The organism is Streptococcus sp. ELY_90 (assembly GCF_058314475.1).
The window spans coordinates 81,691-101,293 of sequence record NZ_JBZFUJ010000005.1; the positions used below are offsets into that span (position 1 = coordinate 81,691).

The following is a 19,603-nucleotide window of genomic DNA, read 5'->3' on the forward strand; positions in this document are numbered from 1 at the left end:
TTTGATAACGTTTACAGACATTATACCTTACTCGCTTTCTTTTCACAAGGCGAGAAAAAAGAGCCTTTTAGAAGACCCTGTTATCTCTGATAAAATACTAGCGAAAAGACATCAAAAAGTCTACTTGACCTTACTTTTTGTCAGCCTTACCGTATTCTCTAAAAACGCCGAATAAAACCAGCAGCATGCCAATAAGGGCAAATGTTATCTGCAGCATATTACTTGATGTTAAGAGAACCCTAATCCCTAAAAATAAGACTATCAATACACAAGGAATAGCTAAATATTTTTTCATATTATGAACCCCTGCTAGTATAATCAACTGACAATATTAACAAAAGCTATTTTGCTGCCTGCAAAGCCAACAACGTTATTTCTAATATTACCTTACCATTTTAGTTCGCAGTTTTCAAAAATTCGCAAATATGAAAATTTATTTTTACTTATTTGCATATGTGCAAATAAACTGTTTTACAATTATCAACTCAATAAATATACAGCAATCAGGTCGATTATAAAAAAAGGATAGTTCTTACCTACTATCCGTTTATGTATTGATGGTATTTTAATAATTATGTTACCATAATATTATTTTTAAAGAAAATATTCAGAAAGTAAAAGGGATATTTTCAAGAAGGTAACGTTTTCACAACAATTAATTTCATTCCTTGATTTTTGCAAAAAAAGTATTATTATGAATATAAATTATAAAAAAGGAGATCTTGTTGAATGAACACTTTAGCTTTTGAACAATTTGAAACGTTGGATACCGAATCTCTGTCATCCGTTGAGGCCGGCGGTGTTCTTTTAGGGGCCGTTGGTGCCGTAGCCGGAGGAGTGGGCGGCTTCTTAACGGGAGGGGTTGCCGGAGCAGCCGTTGGAACAGTAACTCTTCCAGTTGTCGGAACCGTTGCAGGAACTACAGTCGGAGCTATCGGCGGAGCTGTAACCGGCGCTGCTACTTTAGGTCTGGCTGGAGCCAGTGTTGATAATTGGGGCCCTTGGATTTAATTTGCTGCTAGAAAGAAGGTGGCTCTATGTTATCACCTAAATTTGCTTGGCTTGTTCTTGCAAGCTACCCTATCTTACTGATGATTTCACTGTTATTTCCAATTAAAAATATTAAGCCTATTGTATTTACAATATTGCTGGTCGAAAATCTTTTGGTGATTGCACTTTACTTAAAAGGAAAGTATTTTGCATAATATCACGTGAAAACAGCTTCAAGTCAAATAACAACAGCCTGATTCCTAGGTTTCAAAGGAATCAGGCTGTTTTTTTACCCTATTGCCTATTGACAAAACAAATCCCATAAAAGTTTAAGTCAAAGCGGCCCAACATCTTTCATCTGGTTGCCTGGTAATAAGGCATAAGCTTGTCAAATCCCTGAGCCAATTGATTTGTCAATTCAGATAAAACCATGTGTTCTGTCACAGGAACATCATACTTGACCAAAACTTTTCGAACCTGACCGCTTGCAACTTTTTCACCTAACTCCCGACGATTTGCTTCAGTTCCTGCAAGACGGTGGCTGAGACCGTTTTCCTGAGCAAAATAGTAAAGCGGCTCAGCAATCGGTATTTCCAAAACCTGATGCTGCTTAAGGAGCGTCGTTTCTGATTTTTTGCGTTCGACAAAACTGACTTCCACACTAATGCCAAAGTCCTCAGACTGGCCATAGAGCCTTATGGCAAGACCAACATCAGACTGGCTGTCCTCCGGTCTTTTAAAATAGCACCAAAAATGAGGTCTGGCTATCTGAGCCTGACTGGCCCAATTACTGACACGAGTCATCTGAAACGGCGCAACTTTAGGTTCCAGAGTTTTGGCGATTTCTGTAAATTCCTGACGGGCAGCCTGACCCAGAGACTTTAAAGCCAGCATTTCTCCCGCTAGAGGCCCTGACTTTTCGGGCTTGGTATATTTGAACCCTTGCTGACTCAAATATTTTTGAATAGCTTGATACATCATAATCTCTTTTCTCTATCCATGAGACTAGACACTTGCCAAAGAGATAGCCCTTACTTACGTTTTCGGGCAATCAAACGGATAGGAGTGCCTTCAAACACAAAGGCTTCGCGGATTTGATTTTCTAAGAAACGCAGATATGAAAAATGCATCAGCTCTTCTTCATTGACAAAAATAATAAAGGTCGGCGGTTTGACAGAGACCTGTGTCGCATAGAATATTTTAAGCCGGCGGCCTTTATCAGTCGGTGTTGGATTAACGGCAACGGCATCCATGATAACATCATTGAGCACTGCTGACGGAATACGCATATTTTGGCTCTGGCTGATTTGTTTAATCATAGCCGGCAGCTTATTAAGACGCTGTTTGGTTAGAGCAGAGACAAAGACAATCGGTGCATAAGTGATATATTGGAAACTGTCTCTCAGATCAAGCTCCCACTGGGCAACTGTATGGTTGTCTTTTTTTATGGTATCCCACTTATTGACAACGAGAATGATGCCCTTGCCGGCTTCATGAGCAAAACCTGCAATGCGTTTATCATACTCCCGAATTCCTTCTTCTGCATTGATGACCATCAGCACAATATCAGAACGGTCGATAGCACGCATGGCACGCATGACGGAGTACTTTTCAGTGTTTTCGTAAACCTTACCGGATTTTCGCATACCGGCAGTATCAATCATGATAAATTCCTGACCCTCACTGTCCGTAAAATGCGTATCAACTGCATCACGCGTCGTCCCGGCAACAGGACTTGCAATCACGCGCTCCTCTCCCAAAATAGCATTGATAAGACTGGACTTACCAACATTGGGACGGCCGATTAAACTGAATTTTATCACATCAGGATTGTCTTCTTCGAGCTTTGTTGGGAGATTTTGCACAATAGCATCGAGCACATCTCCGGTACCAAGCCCATGCACAGATGAAACAGGATAGGGATCACCCAGACCGAGCGAATAAAAATCATAGATCTCACTGCGCATTTCAGGATTGTCAACCTTATTAACAGCAAGAATGACCGGTTTTTGGGTACGGTAGAGGATTCTTGCAACATACTCATCAGCATCTGTAATGCCTTCTCTGCCGGATACCACAAAGACAATCACATCAGCCTCTGTCATGGCAATGTCAGCCTGATGCTTGATTTGTTCCATAAACGGCGCATCAACATCATCAATGCCGCCTGTATCAATCAGGGAAAACTTACGGTTAAGCCATTCAGCACTTGCATAGATACGATCCCTTGTTACACCTTCAACATCTTCAACGATGGAAATGCGTTCACCGGCTATACGGTTAAAAAGCGTTGATTTGCCGACATTGGGACGGCCGACAATCGCTACGGTTGGTAAAGCCATTACTGCTCCTTCTTATCTTCTATTTTCACCTTCTAGGTGAACTTCTTTAGCTAAATAGCGAATCCGCTCCATGACACGCTTAGCCTGCCAGGTTTCGTCACTCCCACGGATATTGGCCAGTTTAGCTTCTAAATCTTTAAAACTATAGTTAGAGGTAAAAAAGGTGGGCAGCTCCTCTAACATACGATACTGTAAAATGACCTGCAAAACTTCATCCCGAATCCAGGAGGTACTCTGCTCGGCTCCTATGTCATCCAAAATCAGGATTTCAGCTTTTTTGACAGCATCAATCTCATCCTTGACAGTTCCAGTATTGATGGCATTTTTCACGTCAATAGTAAAACTCGGAAAATGCAACAGAGTAGTCGCAGCGCCTTTTTGCTCTGAAAGTTCATGAGCCATGGCCGCCATCAGATAAGACTTGCCGATCCCCATATCTCCATAAAGATAAAGACCTTTTTGGTCAGGGCTGGGGTAGTTTTCAACAAAGTCAGCAACCATTTTAAAGACATCTAAACGTTTGACATCATCAAGACTGATATCATCAAAAGAAATGTTTTTATAGGATCTGGGAAGGCTGACCACATTGATGCGTTCTGAAACGGCCTGTCTCTTCTGAGATTCCTTAAGCTCCTTAGTTTCTAAATAAGAAACGTCTGCATAGCCTGCATTCATGGTCAGAATCGGCTGATAGCCCTTGGCCACGTAATTTTCATCGTGATTTTTAAAGCGGTCGCGCTCTAAGCGGTACTGATTGAACTTAGGAAGACTGAGCTTAATCTGCTCCTGAGTCAACTGATGAGCAGTGATAAAATCAGCAATATCTTGGTCTGCCAAAATAGTCTGCATCATTTCTTCGGTATTGTAGTGTTTTTTAGTATCCTTTTTGGCCAGCGTTTGTCCAATCTTTTCCATCTACTCACCATCCTTTCTCAATCTGGCAAGCGTCTGACGTTTAATTTCCTCTAAACGTGCCTGCTCATCTGCCGTTGTTTCATTCTTGTAATCCTGATTGCTCCATTCGGGAACATTGCTCTTTGTTTTGGTCTTTCCCTGATTTTGGTTCGTCCTGCGTTCCGAAAAAGCACGCATCTTTTCAACAGCCTGTTCTGCCGAAACAACCTTTTGATAGGCAAAGTCGTTGGCAATTTTCATCAAATAGCGCTTGTTGAGGTTGGCAGAATTTGTTTTGGAAACCGTATATAAAACCATAACGTTGATAACTTCATCCAAAAAGCTCATTTCTGCCAAATCAGCCAACAGCTTTCGTTCATCCGCTGTAATAGCTGCATGCCGCGCCTTCTTAATCTTAGCTAAGAAAACCTCAGGGCGGTCAAGTTTGGCTTCCTGAATAATAATCTGCTCTTCCTTAGAAAATTGACCGGACGTATCAGTCTGCTTGGCCTGCTCCTTCTTCAGCTGCATGCGCTTGGTTGAAATCTTATGCTGAGTAGCCGTTTCTTTTGCTAAAAGATAGGTTTCATACCAAGTGAGTTTGTATTTTTCAGAAATCACATATAAAGCAACCGCATCGGTCCGTTCATCAGCAAACTGAAGACCGTCTCTCGTCATCAAGTGTTTAAAACTGTCCAAATCAAAGTCTGTTTTGCTTTTAGCTGCTTCCTGCGGCTGAGGCTGCTCTTCTGTATAACCAAAAACATCAGAAAACCGTTTGGACAGATTGTCAGCTCCGTCTGGAACAGCCAGTTCCAAATGCTCTAAAGCAATCTGACCGATTTTTTGCTCTAAGAGATTGCGGTAGACAGCATTTTTACAAAAGGCTTCAGCAGTTAAAGGCGCCAGCAATTTCACATAATAAAGGCCGTCTTTCTCATAAAAGGCTAAAAGATCCATGGCTGTCAAAACAGACAGAGATTCTTCAAAGCGAGCCATGCCAAATTGCGTATGGTTAAGAATTTCGCTGAATTTATGCCTTTTTTCACCATTATCAAAAAAACTGATAAAATACTGATAAAGAGCTACAGCGTCACTGCCGATAATGGGCAAATAAAAGCGCATTAAGCTGACAGTATCAGGCAAAAGATAGTTCTGCCTGACATAGAGAAATTCATCAATCGGTTTCATCTAATTTACTCTTTTTCTTACTTCTGACGCGGTTAGTAATTTGCTGCAGGAGCGCTTCAATTTCATCAACATCCTTAAAGCTGCGATAGACACTGGCAAAGCGAACATAAGTAATCTCATCCAGCTCTGCCAGCTCATCCATGACCAGATTTCCTATGACAACACTGGAAACTTCGCTGTCATAGTCACTGCGGATTTTTTGCTCGATATCGTTGACAACTTTTTCAATAGCACTGCTGGAGACAGGACGCTTCTGAGCACTGCGGATAATGCCATTGAAAATTTTATCACGGGAAAATTGCTCTCTGGTTCCATCCTTTTTGACAACCAAAAGCGGCAGTTCTTCAATTCTTTCAAAGGTTGTAAAACGTGTATGGCAATTTTCACATTCTCGGCGGCGTCTGATAGTGTTGCCTTCCTCAGCTTGACGGCTGTCAACAACACTGGATTTTAAATAATTACATTTAGGACAGCGCATGAAAACACCTCACTTCTTGATTCAAGTTAGTACTTTATTTTACCATATTTTGGTCTGGAACAAAAGTAAGCAGCAGCCAAATGAATCCTGTATGCCTGCCAGCGGCAATGTTTTTTGTTCAGCACACCTCTGCACAAAAACAAAGGGCAGAAATTTCTTTCTCCCCTTTGCTTTAATCTATTTTTCGCGGATGACATAGCCCATGCCGCGGACAGTCTGAATATAGCTTTCTTTTCCGGAAACATCAATCTTACCGCGCAGGTAACGAATATAGACATCAACGACATTTGTTTCAGCCTCTTGATCATATTTCCAGACCCGATCCAAAAGTTCTTCTCTGGTCATAACCTGATTGAGGTTTTCCATAAGAGCACTGAGCAGATCAAATTCTCGCTTGGTTAAAGGTATGGTTTCACCATTTCGAATGGCAGCCCGATTGTGTACATCCAGCTGCAGATCACGGTAGGCACTGTCTTTCTTTACGGAATGCTTGGCTCTTTCAATATCCTGGCGGCGGAAAATCGCACGAACCCGAGCCAGTAATTCTTCGATAGCAAAAGGTTTTACAACATAGCCATCTGCGCCGCGGTCCAAGCCGGTGACAATATCCATAGTAGAATCACGGGCAGTAATCATTATAATATAAGTTGTTTTTTCCAGCTGCAGCCGGCGTGTTACTTCATAGCCGTCCATCTTCGGCAGCATCAAATCAAGAAGGATCAAGTCAAAGTCTCTTTCAAGAGCCCTGTCTAAGCCGGAACGTCCGTCATGTTCCACGTCAACTTCATACCCTTCATGCTGCAGTTCCAGAGAAACAAATTTTGCCAGATTTTTTTCGTCTTCAATAATTAAAATACTTTTAGCCATATACCCCTCTGCTTATTATTCTAATATAGTTTTCTAATATTATTCCAATAAAATAAAGTTTTTATAATTAAACTATAAAGTCTGGGCAACAAACTTATTACAGTTCTATAAGGTCATTATTTTTTTATTATGATGACGGATAATCCCTTTATTATCAAGGAAAAAAGAACTTCATCAAATCCCTTTTTAAAATTTTATTTTTTAAAATAATCCACCAGTTTTTTCATTATACTATTTCTATTTTCTTTTTTCAATGGCTGTTCTTAATTTTTCTCAGTCAATTTCTAAGAAAAAAATTTGAGTTATTCAACAACTTGAAACCTTGAACCTGTTTCCTGACATCCGGCAGCAGAAAAAATTATTCTTCGTCAAATAATCCATCCAAAGCTGCAAAAGGACTCTCTTTTTCCTTTTTTTCTTTCTGCAGATTTTGGTAATCTTCCTCACTGAGGAGAGTCCAATCCTGTCCTGAAGGCAGATTCTGATTTTGCTTTTCTTCTTCAGTAAGAATTTTCAAAGGAATATTGAGTAAGATATTATCAATAGCACTTTCTTCCAAATCAATGGTTCCATCTTCCAAAATTAAGACAAGATCCTCATCTACCAGATCTTTCTTATCTTCTAATCGGCTGTTTTCTACAAAAACTTCATTGATAAAGAGTGTTTTTGCTTGTTTCACCGTTTCTAAAGAACGGCTGGAAGGCAGGCTGATTGTGTAGCTCAGCTCATAATTTAACAGATACAGCCCATCATCATAGCTGACTCTTCCCTTGGCAAAAACGTCTTCAAGCACTAAAACATCGGGGTTTCTTTCCTTTACAGCTCCTTCAACAGACAGCTCCTCTTCAAACGCCAGGCCTTCCGGCTGCTTTTTTATATCACTAATCGTAAACATTGTTGATTTCCTCCTGTGATGTTTAAATGTTAACATTATATCAATAATCTACTGACTTGTCCCTCAATTCCTGTTTAAACTGCAGCATTTAAAAAGAGCAGAAACCAATCGCCCGCATTAAAGGAATCGATTGCTTTTTTCTGCTCTTGTGTTTTAAAATGAACTGATTCTTAAAAACTTTCAGGAATGATTCTTTTGTTTAAGTTCTTATTTTCTGATTTTTAAAGTATCTTTCTTTGCTACATTTGTTCCAAACGTTTAATACGGTCCGCAAGGGGCGGATGGGTATAAAACAGATGCTGCATACTGGATTTTTTCTGCGGATCGTTGATATAGAGCGCAGCGCTGGCATCATCAACAGGATGGGCCATGGGCTGAGACTGCTCTAACTTGTGCAGAGCCTTAATCATTCCTTGCGGATTGCGGGTTAATTCAACTGAACTGGCATCAGCCAAATATTCACGCTGGCGGGAAATAGCCAGCTGAACTAAACTAGCTGCCAAAGGCGCCAAGACAATCGCTAAAATGGAAAAGACCAGCAAAATAATCTGCACATAACCGCCGCCTTCATTATTATTTGATCTGCGGTTTCTGCCGCCGCCAAACCACATCATACGCCCGCCGATGCTGGAAATAAGGGTTACGGCACTGGCAAGAGCAACGGCAATCGTTGAAATTCTGATATCGTAATTGCGAATATGGCTGACCTCATGCCCGATAACACCCTCTAACTCTTCACGGTTCATGACCGCTAAAAGACCTGTTGTCGCTGCAACCGCAGCATTCTTGGGGCTGGATCCGGTCGCAAAGGCATTGAGTGACGGATCATCAACCACATAAACACGCGGCATGGGAATCTGAGCCACCATAGCCATATCTTCTACAATATGATAGTAATCCGGCATTTCATCTGCTGTCACTTCTCTGGCATTATTCATGGCCATTACGACATTGGTTGATTGGAAAATCATGCTAAAAGCATAAATAAAGCCAATAATTAAAGCAATAATAACACCACCAGTTAAACTATCCAGCCAAAGATATCCGACCGCAGCACCGATAAGAGCTAAAAGCAGAAAGAAGACAACCAGCAAAATGATTGTCTTTCTTTTATTACTGGCAATTTGATCAAACAGCATAGCAGTCTCCTAAGCCATATCGCCAAAATCAACTTTTGGCACTGATTTTTCTTCCTCTGGCGTTTCCAGAAATTCGCTGGCTTTAAAACCAAACAGGCCTGCAATCAGGTTGCTCGGGAAAGTTTCCAATTTGACATTGTAGTTGGCAGTTGTTGAATTAAAGAGCTGACGCGAATAAGAGATCTTGTTTTCCGTATTGGTCAGTTCATCTTGAAGCTTCATAAAGTTTTGATTAGCCTTAAGATCCGGATAATTTTCAGCAACCGCTAAAATGCTGGCCATTTGTTTCCCAAGAGCGTCACTGGCCTGCATAGCTTCATTAGGCGTGTTGGCATCTGCCACTTGACGGCGGAGCTCTGTAACCTTTTCAAGGGTGCTTTGTTCATAATTGGCATAGCCCTTGACCGTTTCCAGCAAATTAGGAATAAGGTCATTTCTGCGCTTCAGCTGCACATCAATCTGACTCCAAGCCTCCTGTGTCTGCATACGGCTTCTGATCAAAGCATTATAGCTTACAATTACCCAAACAATAAGCAAGGCAATAATAATTAAAACAATCCAAATAAGCATGTTAGTTCTCCTTAAAAATTCCTGTTTCCATTATATCAGAAAAAGAAGAATTATGTTAGAATAAATGGAGATAAAAGGAGAAAGCATGACCCCCGAAGAATTTTACCAAGCATTGGCTGAGCACCGTATTAATCTGTCTGATCATCAAAAAAAACAGTTTGCTTCTTATTTCAAACTGCTGGTCGAATGGAACACAAAGATCAATCTCACAGCCATCACTCAAGAAAATGATGTCTACCTCAAGCACTTTTACGATTCTATTGCACCTATTTTAGAAGGCTGCATCAAAAATGAGCCGCTCAAGCTTTTAGACATAGGCGCCGGAGCTGGCTTTCCCAGTCTTCCCATGAAAATCATTTATCCCGAGCTTGAGGTGACAATCATTGATTCTCTGAATAAACGCATCAAATTCCTGCAGGTGCTGGCTGAGGAACTGGAGCTGACTAATGTCCATTTTTATCATGGCAGAGCTGAGGATCTCGGACAGGACAAACAATTTCGTGCTCAGTTTGACCTAGTTACTGCCCGCGCTGTTGCCCGGATGCAGGTATTAGCCGAGCTGACAATCCCCTTTTTAAAGGTGGGCGGTCAGCTTTTGGCGCTGAAAGCCAGCGCTGCTGATGAGGAAATCGCAGCTGCTCAGAAGGCGCTGGAAGTGCTGTTTAGTCAGGTTTCAGGAAATTATCACTATCAGCTTCCTAACGGAGACGAGCGCAATATTACCTTAGTAACAAAGAAAAAAGAAACGCCTAACAAATATCCGCGCAAAGCCGGTATTCCCAATAAAAAACCGCTGTAGACAACTAAAAAACTGTCATTTGATGCCGCAACAATATGCGGGTGTCAGATGACAGTTTTTTATATGATTCATATCACTTAGCTAATCCTATCTCCAAGGATTGTAAAAGCGGCCTTCGTTCAAACGGAACAGCCAAAAACTAATCAATAAGATGAAGCAGGCTAAGCCAATTGCTAAGATATCTTTTTTTCTAAAGGGCTGATACATGTACCAGGTCCTTTTTTTATTTTTGCCGAACCGCCGCAGCTCCATTGCCGTTGAAACGGTATCAATCCGATCTAAAGAACTGAAAATTAAAGGAACGATGATTTGCAGATTCCCCTTGATCCGGCTGAGCAGGTTTGCCTTTTGAGACAGCTCCAAACCGCGGGCTTCCTGCGATGTCCGAATCATGTAAAATTCCTCCTGAACATCCGGAATATAACGCAAGGTCAGGCTGACAGCATAGGCCACCTTATAAGGAACGCCGATTTGATTAAGACTGGCAGCGAACTGACTGGGATGGGTAGTCATCAAAAAGAGTATTGCCAAAGGAACCGTACAAAAATACTTGAGAACAAGATTTAAAAGGTAGAAAATTTCCTGCCAACTCAGGTAAAACCGCCCTGTTCCTGCCCATAGCAGTGTTCTTGCACCGTAGATTTTCTCACCGTAGTCAGGCGCAAAAAGATAAACCATGACCACGTTCAAAACGGCAAAAACCGTCACAAACTTCATGACAAAGGAAATATCCCGCCAGTGAATATCAGCTGATTTAAACAGCAAAACAGACATAAGCCCTACTGCTAAAATCAAACGAGTATCATAGGTTGTCATACAGGCAATGGAAACAAGGAGAAAAAAGAGGAGCTTGCTGGCGCCTGACAGTTCATAGAGGAAGCCCTCGCCATCATGATAGCCTATCAACTGTTTATTCATCCGATCCTCCTTGGTGCTCAATATAATAACGGGTCAGCGAAATAGGATCACAGCCTAGTTTTTTCGCTAAATCAAAGAGACTGGTTTGTTTCAAATTAGCAGCTGCCAGTAATTCCGGCTGACTGAAGAGCTCAACAGGGCTTTGATCTGCCAAAATCTGCCCCTGACTAATGACAAGTGCCCGGTCTGAGTACTCCAGCACCAGCTGCATATCGTGCGTAATCATAATAATGGTATGCCCCAGAGCATTCAGCTCATCTAAGAAGGCCATCATTTCTGTATAGTGTCTCTTATCCTGCCCTGCTGTGGGCTCATCCAGTAGGATAATTTCCGGATTTAAAACTAAAATTGATGCAATCGTTACACGCTTTTTCTGCCCAAATGACAAAGCAGAGATGGGCCAGTTGCGAAATTCATACAGGCCGCAGGTTTTTAGAACGGCAAAAACCTTCTCCTTCACCTGCTCCTCAGGAAAACCGCGAAGACGCAGCCCCAGTGCCACCTCATCAAAAATCATGGTCTGGCTGATCATCTGATTGGGATTCTGCAAAACATAACCGATGCGCTCAGATCGCTCTTTAATAGAATCAAAAGAGATGTCTTTTCCTTGATAGTAGATGCGGCCGCTGACAGTTATAAATTGACAGAGCGCCTTGGCCAGAGTAGATTTGCCGGCACCGTTTTTCCCGACAATAGCAATGCGCTCCCCTTTATTAATCTGAACAGACAAATTTTGCAAAATCGGTCGATCCGGCGTGTAAGAAAAATTAAAACCGTCAATAGTAAGCAAAGGCAGAGAAGCCTTAGAAGCAGGCAGGCTGCCGGTTTCTTCAAAGTGAATGTCTGAGAGATCAAGCTGACTGAGTGCCGCTAAATGGGCTGTTTTTTTCACATCGAGACCTAATTGACGCAGAACCGTCAAATAAAGGGGTTCGCGGATGCCGTTTTCCCGCAGCAGATTGGTCTGCAAAATCTCATCAGGACTGCCATCGAAAAGAATCCGGCCATCATTAATCAGCACAATTTTATCAACAGGGCGGTAGAGAACATCTTCCAGCCGGTGTTCAATAATAATCGTAGTCGTTCCTTCTTCTTGGTGAATCCGATCAATCAAATCAATGGTGTCCTGGCCAGCTTTTGGGTCCAGATTAGCCAGAGGCTCATCAAAGAGCAAAATCGGACTTTCATCAATTAAAACGCCGGCCAGACTGACACGCTGCCTTTGACCGCCTGAGAGGTCCTGAGGCCGATGATCAAGCAAATCCGTCAGTTCCAAGCGCTCAGCCCAGATATTGACCTTTTCAACCATCGTCTGGTGGTCTGCGCAGTCATTTTCCAGCGCAAAGGCCAAATCCTCAGCCACTGTCAAACCGATAAACTGCCCGTCCGGATCCTGCAAAACGGTTGAGACTAGATGTGATTTTTCATATACAGACAGATTAAAGGAATACTTGCCGCCAATAGTCAGGCTGCCGCTCATCTGTCCCTTGTAAATATTAGGAATAATGCCGTTCAGACAATGGCCTAAGGTTGATTTTCCGCAGCCGGAAGGGCCGACAATCAGCACTTTTTCTCCCTTTTTCACTGATAAATTGATATTTTTCAGAGTGGGTTCTGCCTGAGCATCGTATTTGAAGGAAAAATCTTTAAATTCAATAAATGGTTCCATAAGATATATCCCTAATTTTCAAAAAGGTCAGTCTTTGGACAGGCTTCCTGACTGTGTCCGTGTTTTAGCATAGACAGCCAGCAAAATAGTAGCACCGATACCAATAGTCAAAGCGTTGGCTACACTGGCCAGCAAGCCCTGAACAAATACCTTGCTGGCAGGTTCATTGAAAATAATAATATCCCCTAAAGGAGCCACAATTCCCCAAGCAATGATATTGATAATAATCTGTACAATGTTAAAAGTCAGCGCATCCTTAGTCGTAAAAAGCCCTTTTTCGACACGAAGACGATTTTTCAAAAAGCCGATGCCCAGACCAACCAGACCGCTTGGAATCACCCATGACCACCAGATTCCGTAGCCGGCAAACATATCTTTAACCATGTGCCCGATGAGGCCGGTAAAAAAGCCGACCGCAGGACCGAAAAGAACAGCTAGAAAGGCCTGAACCGCATACTGCAGCTGAATACTGGTATTGGCAAAAAGAGGAATATTGATAAAAATACCGATAATGACAAACAGAGCTGCACCGATACCGGTTGCGACAACTGCTTTAATAGAATTATTTTTCATGTCGTCTCCTTAGTTAATTTTTTTGATTTCAAGGCGCCATTGCGGGCCGACCCCGACGTTGTAGGCCTTGGCAAAGGAACCCTGATTGATGGCAACTCCTACACGGTAGAGAGAATTGATATAGATGATGGGCTGGCCGACACGGACGGCCGCAAATGATTTGCCATAGGTGACCTGATTTTGATAAACCAGCATGTCATTGTTGTAAATGGTCAGCTCAAAGCGATCATCAAATTTGGGCGCAAGCGTGTAAAATTCTTCACGTGTGATCGAAGTCCATAGAGAGCCAAATTGAACATCAAGAATATCAACTGCCCCGCGGACAAGATCATCCTCGATAACTGTTGCCACCGTCGGAAGCTCCACAATAGCCTCAACAGGCAGTTCAGGTCCCACATCTTCAAAGGCGATGTGACCGCTGGCTAATTTTGCCCCCGTAAAAGCATAGACATCACGTCCATGAAAGGTATAGGACAGTTCTGTATTGCGCCGGCGGTTTTCAATTTCAGAAATCTCCCGAACGGCTTTAATGCCGATGTGCTTTTTGATATAGGACAGGGTGCCGTTATCAGGTGTTACGATATACTGATTTTTCTCAGTCAGAGCCACAACACTTTTTCGGTCAGAACCGACTCCCGGATCCACAACCGACACAAATGTCGTGCCTTCAGGCCAATATTCCACCGTTTGAAAGAGACGGTAGGAACCCTCAAAAATATTATAGGGAGTGATTTCATGGGTCAAATTATGAATGCCGAGTGTCGGCTCTTCCTGCAGTGCCACACCAATCATAGCTGATACCGCACCGTCAACCAAACCAAAATCTGACTGCAAAACTAATAAATTATTGCTCATTGAACTGACTCGCCTTCCTTTCAATTCCTATTTTATCACAAGACGGACTTTTGCGGCGCATTCCATTAAAAAAAGATTAAAACAGCTTTGCCTCGGCCTTACGCTCCCGCAAGAAAGCCGATTTCTATTATTCCATGCTAAAAACAGGAAACAGATAAGCATCTCTGCCTCTGAACAGCATAGGAGAAAAGTAACTTTTATGATCTTTAGCCTTTTAACCCTCGTAAAGCTCCGGCCTGCGATCGGCAAAAACAGGAATCTGTCCTCGCACCTCCTGAACCTGCTGCACATCAATTTGGCTGCTGAAAATGCCTTCCCTGTCATCCGTTTCCAGCAAAATATTCCCCAAAGGATCAATCACAAGCGAATGTCCGTTAAAGCAATCTTGTGCTCCCCGGCCGATACGGTTGACAGCAATGACAAAGGCTTGATTTTCGACAGCCCGCGCCTGTAGCAGAATTCGCCACTGCGAAATTCTGCCGGCAGGCCATTGGGCAGATACAAATAGAAGCTCTGCTCCCTGACTCATTAATTTGCGGGTCCACTCCGGGAAGCGAATGTCATAGCAGATGACATGGGCGGCTTTGACATGATTAAGCTCAAAGTGGCTTTCTTTTTGCCCTGCAGTCAAAAAACGATCTTCTGCCATGAGACCAAAAAGATGCACCTTGTCATAGGCATTGACAAGTTTTCCGTCTGCAGCAAAGGTATAGGCAGTATTGTAAAATTTACCTTGACACTTAGTGGCGACAGAGCCTGCAACCAGAGCAATCTGATGCTCCTTAGCAAACTGGCTGAGCCAGGCGATACTGTCTTTTCCATTTTCATCAGCTATCTCTTCCAGCTCGTCCAAAGCATAGCCGGTATTCCATAATTCCGGCAGAACTAGAACATCAGGATTTTCCGCAAGCGCTTCTTGCAGGAGTTCCTGAACCTTTTCTTTATTGAGCTGAGGCTGGCCGTCTCTGATATCAAACTGTATAAGACTTATCTTCAAAAAATCACCTCCAAAATCATCACAGCTGCTTTTAGCTAAAACACAGCCGCATTATCAGCGGTGGCTGACTTTTCTTGTCAGCGTATCGCCGATAAACTGAATACTAAAAATAAGCAGCAGGATGATGAGAGTTGCAACCCAGGTCACATCATTGTTAAAGCGGTTGTAGCCATAAGAGATGGCAACATTTCCAAGTCCTCCGGCTCCGATAGCTCCCGCCATAGCCGTTTCACCAACTAGTGAAATCAAGGTCACTGTTGACACACGGATCAAGTCCGGGAAGCCCTCACTGAGATAAACCTTGACAATATCCCAAAAAGTAGCACCGGAAGCCTGAGCCGCTTCAATCACACCGCGGTCCAACTCAGAAAAGACAACCTGAACCTGACGGGCAAAGAAAGGAAAGGTCGCAAAGGACAAAGGAACCAAGGCTGCTGTCGCCCCTAAGTTGGTCTGCATCAAAAGCATGGTCAAAGGCGCTAGGACAGCAATTAAAATAACAAAGGGAATGGCCCGAAAGACAGATGTTATTTTATCGATAATCCAGCAGACGGTCTTGTTTTCAATGACACCGCCAGGCCCCATCAGTACTAACAAAAGACCAAAAATGAGACCGACACCGCCGCCGATAATAAAAGGAACAACGGTCATATACAGCGTATTTAAAAGAGCTGTCAGCCAGCCTGCATCGCCTGTCAGACCAAGCTCATAGACATTTGGTAAATAAGTTTGAATTAAATGCATTCCTTAAGCTCCCCTCTTTAAAACAGTCACTGTTAAATCTAAGGATTCCAGGTCAGCCAGCGCCTGCTTGATATTAGCCGCATCACCTTCTAAAATGACAATCATTTCACCGACAGGTGTGGCTTCTAAAATCTCGATATTGCCGTAAAGAATATTGGCAGTTACCTGATAATGCTTATAAAGATTATTTAAAATCGGCTCATCCGTGGCTGTACCGGCATATTTCAGCTGCAGTAAGACCGCGTCTGCCGGTAAGTTTTGGACAATGTCCTGCTGCTTGATCTTAATCAGAGCATCTTCGATACCTGTTGCTGTTTTAATAAAGTCCTTGGTCAGCTCTTCCTTAGGATTAGAAAAAATGTCCAAGACCGAACCCTCTTCAATCATCGCTCCGGCCTGCATGACAGCCACACGGTTGCAGATATCTTTGACAATCTGCATTTCATGGGTAATCATGACAATCGTCAGACCTAATTTTTTGTTTAAATCCTGCAGGAGCGCCAAAATCTGTTTGGTCGTTTTAGGATCCAAGGCAGACGTTGCCTCATCCGAAATTAAAATCTTAGGATCATTGGCAAGCGCACGCGCGATTGCCACGCGCTGCTTTTGCCCGCCTGACAGCTGAGCAGGATAATTGTCTGCACGGTCAGACAAACCTACTAAATCCAGCAGTTCGGCCACCTTTTGGTCTTTTTCTGCAGCGCTTAAGTCTGAATGCCGCAAAGCAAAGGCCACATTCTGCCGGGCCGTTTTTTGTGCCATGAGATTGAAATGCTGAAAAATCATACCAATCTCATGCCGCTTCTGCCGCAGCTCCTGACTGGACAGCTCAATTTTTCCCTTATCAAAGGTAACATCGTCATCAACCGTAACCTTTCCGGCCGTCGGTATCTGCAAAAGGTTGATAACACGCACAAGCGTAGACTTACCGGCACCGGAATAGCCGACAATGCCGTAGATATCGCCCTGATTAATGTGCACACTGACATCCTTAACCGCTTCTATTCGGCGCTTTTTTTGCTGAAAGGTGATATCAATATGGTCAAGTTTTATAATCGCCTTACTCATAACTTCTGATTAGCTCCTTAATTAATTCAATGTGGGTATAGTAGTCGGCTAGGTTGACATTTTCATCGCCGCCATGATCCCGGCTGTTAGGATTGCCAATGCCAAAAGCCAGCATAGGAACCCCCAAAGCTTCATAGACTGTGTACATAGGACCTGTACCTGCTGCGGTTGGCAGAACAGAAACCCCCGCTTCATAGAACTGCTTGCTTAATTCTACAATATTCAAAATAGCCGGAGCACTCATATCGCTGCGGTAGGACTCCTCTCCCAGCGTATAAGTCACTTTAACATGCTCAAAGCCCAGTTTTCTCAAATGACTGTTAATCTTTTCAAAAACATATTTGGGACTGAGCCCTGGCACCAGCCGCATTTCCATCTTAGCACTGGCAGAAGCCGGGAGAATAGTCTTCACTCCCTGACCCTGATAGCCCGAGGAAAGCCCTTCAATGGACAGAGCCGGTTCAAAAAAGTAGGTTTTAAGAAAATCCTGCCGTTCTTTTTTCAGAGCCGGGAGTTTCAAGCCGTAAACCCTGCGCAGCCCCTCACTGTTTTCAAGGGCAAAGCGCCCTACCAAGTCCAGCTCACGCTCATTGGGCTCAAGCACCCTTTCATAAATGCCGTCAATCAGAATCCGGCCGTCATCAGCCCGCATGCTGGAGATGGCATTCAGAAGGTACCAAGTTGCCGATTCAACAACTGCTCCGTACTTGGAATGAATATCAACTTCGGCACTGGAAACCGAAAGATTAAAAGTAATAATCCCTTTATTGCCGCCCGTTATCTCTAACTGTCCACGGCTGTTTTTAACGCCCTGCTCCCAAATCAGAACATCGGCCGGAAGTAAGCTGTCTGCGTATTTGGTCAAATACTTATCAAGATCTGTCGAAGCTGATTCTTCAGCACCTTCCATGATAAAAGTAATGTTAACAGGAAGATTGCCAATTTCGCGCATGTACTTTCGAACAGCTGTCAGGCGAGCCGTGATGTGTCCTTTATCATCATCCACACCGCGGCCGTACATATAGCCCTTTCTCACGGTCAGTTTAAACGGATCATCTGTCCAGACCTGATCATCGTCAGCCGGTACAGTGTCGTAATGATTGTAAAAGATAATGGTCTTGGCCTGAGGGTTGGGACTTTTAAATTTAGCAATGACAAAAGGAGCCGTATAGGTCTCATCAATGGTCACCTCCGCACCAACATTGGCAAAAATTTCTCCCAGATAGCCGGCAACATCCTGAAGACCTGTTTGCTGGGCAAATATTGATTTCTTAGAAATCAAGGTTCGCAAAACTTCAAAATAGTGCTGAGCAACTTCATCCTGCCAAAATTTGACAATTTGTTCTTTTTCACTTGAAACTACCATTATTCTCCTTTATACGACAAGAGGCTGGGACCGTGTCTCAACCTCTCGCTTTCAGTAATCTGCATTTGACATGTCTAAGGCAGCAATGACTTAAAGAAATGAAGAGCCCTTTAAGACTTTTTCAGCTTGCAAACAAGAAACCTCCGGTCTCAAATACTGTTCCCCACTCATCTGCCCCGCCTTGGCAGGGGCAAAAGCTCCGAAAAATAGTTACGGAGCCCTGCTTTGTCATTTGCTTGCCTTTTTCCTGCTATCACTTACCAGACAGGTTGGTCAACATTTTTTGATGTCTTTTCGATAACTTTCTTAACGGCATCTGTATGATAAACCTTGATTAATTTCTTAATAGCAGCTGCCTTATCTGATTTTTTCCAGTTCTTTTGTGCGGCAATGATGTTAATCCATTGCTTAGAACCGGCATTGACTTTTTCTTTGTAAAGAGACGTTTTAAAATCAATTTTAGCCGGAACAGCGTAACTGTTGTTGACAACCGCAGCATCTACAGAAGTCAGGTTTCTGGCTGTTTGGCTGGCATCAACTTCTTTAATATCAAGATCTTTAGGGTTGGATTTGATATCTTTAATAGTAGCCAGTGTGTCGCCTGATACATCAAGTTTAATCAGACCGGCATCCTGAAGGACGTAAAGGGCACGGCTTTCATTGGTAGGGTCGTTAGGAACAGCAATCTGAGCTTTGTCTGGAAGCTGTTTGACGCTGGTGTATTTAGCTTTGCCGTTTTCGGTCCCTGAAAAGAGATTGACAGGGCTGATATAAGTTTCAGCAACACTCACCAAGTCTCCCCTATTTTCCTTATTCCAGTCATTTAAGAAATTGTAATGCTGGAAGGCGTTGATGTCGACTTCTCCGTTTTTCAGAGCCTTATTGGGCTGAGAATAGTCCGTAAATTCCTTAAACTTAAGTTTGACATTGTCCTCTTTAAGGAGTTCTTCAATCTTATCCCAACGCGCCTTGTCAGAATCCGTCATGGTCATCACGCCAACAGTCAGGGTATTTTTATCGCTTTTTTGACCGCAGGCTGCAAGCAGAAATACTGCTGCCAGGGTCAAACCTAAAACACTTAATGCTTTTTTCAAATTCATTGTCAATCCACCTTTTCTATTAAAGTACACTTATTTTCTCATAATTGCTTATAGCTATCAAATTGTTATTTCAAGCGTTTTCTTATAGTTTTAAACTATATCTCTTGTTTGACCGATTCCCTTCTGCTGATAAAAAGGAGCTGAACTT

General features: G+C 42.9%; 22 protein-coding genes. 3 read left to right on the top strand and 19 right to left on the bottom strand.

From position 1 onward, the window contains the following. Positions 1-130 precede the first annotated feature (130 nt). Entirely contained in the window at positions 131-295 is a 165-nt protein-coding gene (locus AC4HAF_RS04520) for a hypothetical protein (protein ID WP_491096840.1), read from the bottom strand. A 434-nt stretch (positions 296-729) separates the two neighbouring features. On the opposite strand from AC4HAF_RS04520, the gene AC4HAF_RS04525 reads away from it, so the two are divergent. Both AC4HAF_RS04525 and AC4HAF_RS04530 read left to right on the top strand, forming a co-directional pair. After that, the gene (locus AC4HAF_RS04525; RefSeq protein WP_491092019.1) at positions 730-1,011 is read left to right on the top strand and encodes a bacteriocin; all 282 of its coding nucleotides are present in this window, start codon (positions 730-732) and stop codon (positions 1,009-1,011) included. A gap of 26 nt (positions 1,012-1,037) precedes the next feature. Beyond that, positions 1,038-1,205 carry a hypothetical protein gene (locus AC4HAF_RS04530; RefSeq protein ID WP_491092018.1) on the top strand — a complete coding sequence of 56 codons (168 nt, stop codon included), beginning with the start codon at positions 1,038-1,040 and terminating at the stop codon, positions 1,203-1,205. A gap of 139 nt (positions 1,206-1,344) precedes the next feature. Here AC4HAF_RS04530 and AC4HAF_RS04535 read toward each other — a convergent pair whose 3' ends face one another. The 9 genes from AC4HAF_RS04535 to AC4HAF_RS04575 all read right to left on the bottom strand — a co-directional run bounded on the left by AC4HAF_RS04535 (position 1,345) and on the right by AC4HAF_RS04575 (position 9,366). Beyond that, positions 1,345-1,968 (bottom strand): HI_0552 family protein, encoded by a 624-nt coding sequence (locus AC4HAF_RS04535; protein ID WP_491092089.1) that lies wholly within the window; start codon positions 1,966-1,968, stop codon positions 1,345-1,347. Between the two features lie 53 nt (positions 1,969-2,021). Then, positions 2,022-3,332, bottom strand: a complete 1,311-nt coding sequence (gene der / locus AC4HAF_RS04540) for a ribosome biogenesis GTPase Der (RefSeq protein ID WP_491096841.1) — start codon at positions 3,330-3,332, stop codon at positions 2,022-2,024. Positions 3,333-3,344: 12 nt separating this feature from the next. Continuing rightward, entirely contained in the window at positions 3,345-4,247 is a 903-nt protein-coding gene (gene dnaI, locus AC4HAF_RS04545; RefSeq protein ID WP_491096842.1) for a primosomal protein DnaI, read from the bottom strand. Continuing rightward, entirely contained in the window at positions 4,248-5,417 is a 1,170-nt protein-coding gene (locus tag AC4HAF_RS04550) for a DnaD domain protein (protein ID WP_491096843.1), read from the bottom strand. Beyond that, entirely contained in the window at positions 5,404-5,895 is a 492-nt protein-coding gene (gene nrdR, locus AC4HAF_RS04555) for a transcriptional regulator NrdR (protein ID WP_027975324.1), read from the bottom strand. The genes AC4HAF_RS04550 and nrdR overlap by 14 nt, the downstream gene beginning before the upstream one ends. 177 nt (positions 5,896-6,072) lie before the next feature. Next, positions 6,073-6,762, bottom strand: coding sequence for a response regulator transcription factor (locus AC4HAF_RS04560; protein WP_491092014.1), 690 nt, complete (start codon positions 6,760-6,762; stop codon positions 6,073-6,075). 358 nt (positions 6,763-7,120) lie between these two features. Further along, positions 7,121-7,657 (bottom strand): YceD family protein, encoded by a 537-nt coding sequence (locus AC4HAF_RS04565; protein WP_491096844.1) that lies wholly within the window; start codon positions 7,655-7,657, stop codon positions 7,121-7,123. Between the two features lie 239 nt (positions 7,658-7,896). Next, positions 7,897-8,796, bottom strand: coding sequence for a zinc metalloprotease HtpX (gene htpX, locus AC4HAF_RS04570; RefSeq protein WP_491096845.1), 900 nt, complete (start codon positions 8,794-8,796; stop codon positions 7,897-7,899). A 9-nt stretch (positions 8,797-8,805) separates the two neighbouring features. Continuing rightward, positions 8,806-9,366, bottom strand: coding sequence for a LemA family protein (locus AC4HAF_RS04575; RefSeq protein WP_491096846.1), 561 nt, complete (start codon positions 9,364-9,366; stop codon positions 8,806-8,808). A gap of 85 nt (positions 9,367-9,451) precedes the next feature. On the opposite strand from AC4HAF_RS04575, the gene rsmG reads away from it, so the two are divergent. Further along, positions 9,452-10,165 (top strand): 16S rRNA (guanine(527)-N(7))-methyltransferase RsmG, encoded by a 714-nt coding sequence (gene rsmG, locus AC4HAF_RS04580; RefSeq protein ID WP_491096847.1) that lies wholly within the window; start codon positions 9,452-9,454, stop codon positions 10,163-10,165. An 87-nt stretch (positions 10,166-10,252) separates the two neighbouring features. Here rsmG and AC4HAF_RS04585 read toward each other — a convergent pair whose 3' ends face one another. The 9 genes from AC4HAF_RS04585 to AC4HAF_RS04625 form a co-directional block, all read right to left on the bottom strand. Beyond that, a complete protein-coding gene (locus tag AC4HAF_RS04585; protein WP_491096848.1) occupies positions 10,253-11,083 on the bottom strand; it encodes an energy-coupling factor transporter transmembrane component T family protein in 831 nt (276 codons plus the stop codon). Continuing rightward, positions 11,076-12,752, bottom strand: a complete 1,677-nt coding sequence (locus AC4HAF_RS04590; RefSeq protein WP_491096849.1) for an ABC transporter ATP-binding protein — start codon at positions 12,750-12,752, stop codon at positions 11,076-11,078. The genes AC4HAF_RS04585 and AC4HAF_RS04590 overlap by 8 nt, the downstream gene beginning before the upstream one ends. 27 nt (positions 12,753-12,779) lie before the next feature. Then, the gene (locus AC4HAF_RS04595) at positions 12,780-13,325 is read right to left on the bottom strand and encodes an ECF-type riboflavin transporter substrate-binding protein (protein ID WP_491096850.1); all 546 of its coding nucleotides are present in this window, start codon (positions 13,323-13,325) and stop codon (positions 12,780-12,782) included. A 9-nt stretch (positions 13,326-13,334) separates the two neighbouring features. After that, positions 13,335-14,180: an SAM hydrolase/SAM-dependent halogenase family protein gene (locus AC4HAF_RS04600; protein WP_491096851.1), complete on the bottom strand. Its 846-nt coding sequence runs from the start codon at positions 14,178-14,180 to the stop codon at positions 13,335-13,337. Between the two features lie 214 nt (positions 14,181-14,394). Further along, positions 14,395-15,177: a carbon-nitrogen family hydrolase gene (locus AC4HAF_RS04605; protein ID WP_491096852.1), complete on the bottom strand. Its 783-nt coding sequence runs from the start codon at positions 15,175-15,177 to the stop codon at positions 14,395-14,397. Between the two features lie 54 nt (positions 15,178-15,231). Beyond that, a complete protein-coding gene (locus AC4HAF_RS04610; RefSeq protein WP_491096853.1) occupies positions 15,232-15,921 on the bottom strand; it encodes a methionine ABC transporter permease in 690 nt (229 codons plus the stop codon). A 3-nt stretch (positions 15,922-15,924) separates the two neighbouring features. Further along, entirely contained in the window at positions 15,925-16,989 is a 1,065-nt protein-coding gene (locus tag AC4HAF_RS04615) for a methionine ABC transporter ATP-binding protein (RefSeq protein ID WP_491096854.1), read from the bottom strand. Further along, on the bottom strand, positions 16,982-18,355 hold the full coding sequence (locus AC4HAF_RS04620; protein ID WP_491096855.1) for a M20/M25/M40 family metallo-hydrolase: 1,374 nt from the start codon (positions 18,353-18,355) through the stop codon (positions 16,982-16,984). Before AC4HAF_RS04620 ends, AC4HAF_RS04615 begins: the two co-directional genes overlap by 8 nt. Before the next feature lie 257 nt (positions 18,356-18,612). Further along, the gene (locus AC4HAF_RS04625) at positions 18,613-19,455 is read right to left on the bottom strand and encodes a MetQ/NlpA family ABC transporter substrate-binding protein (RefSeq protein WP_491096856.1); all 843 of its coding nucleotides are present in this window, start codon (positions 19,453-19,455) and stop codon (positions 18,613-18,615) included. Positions 19,456-19,603: the final 148 nt, after the last annotated feature.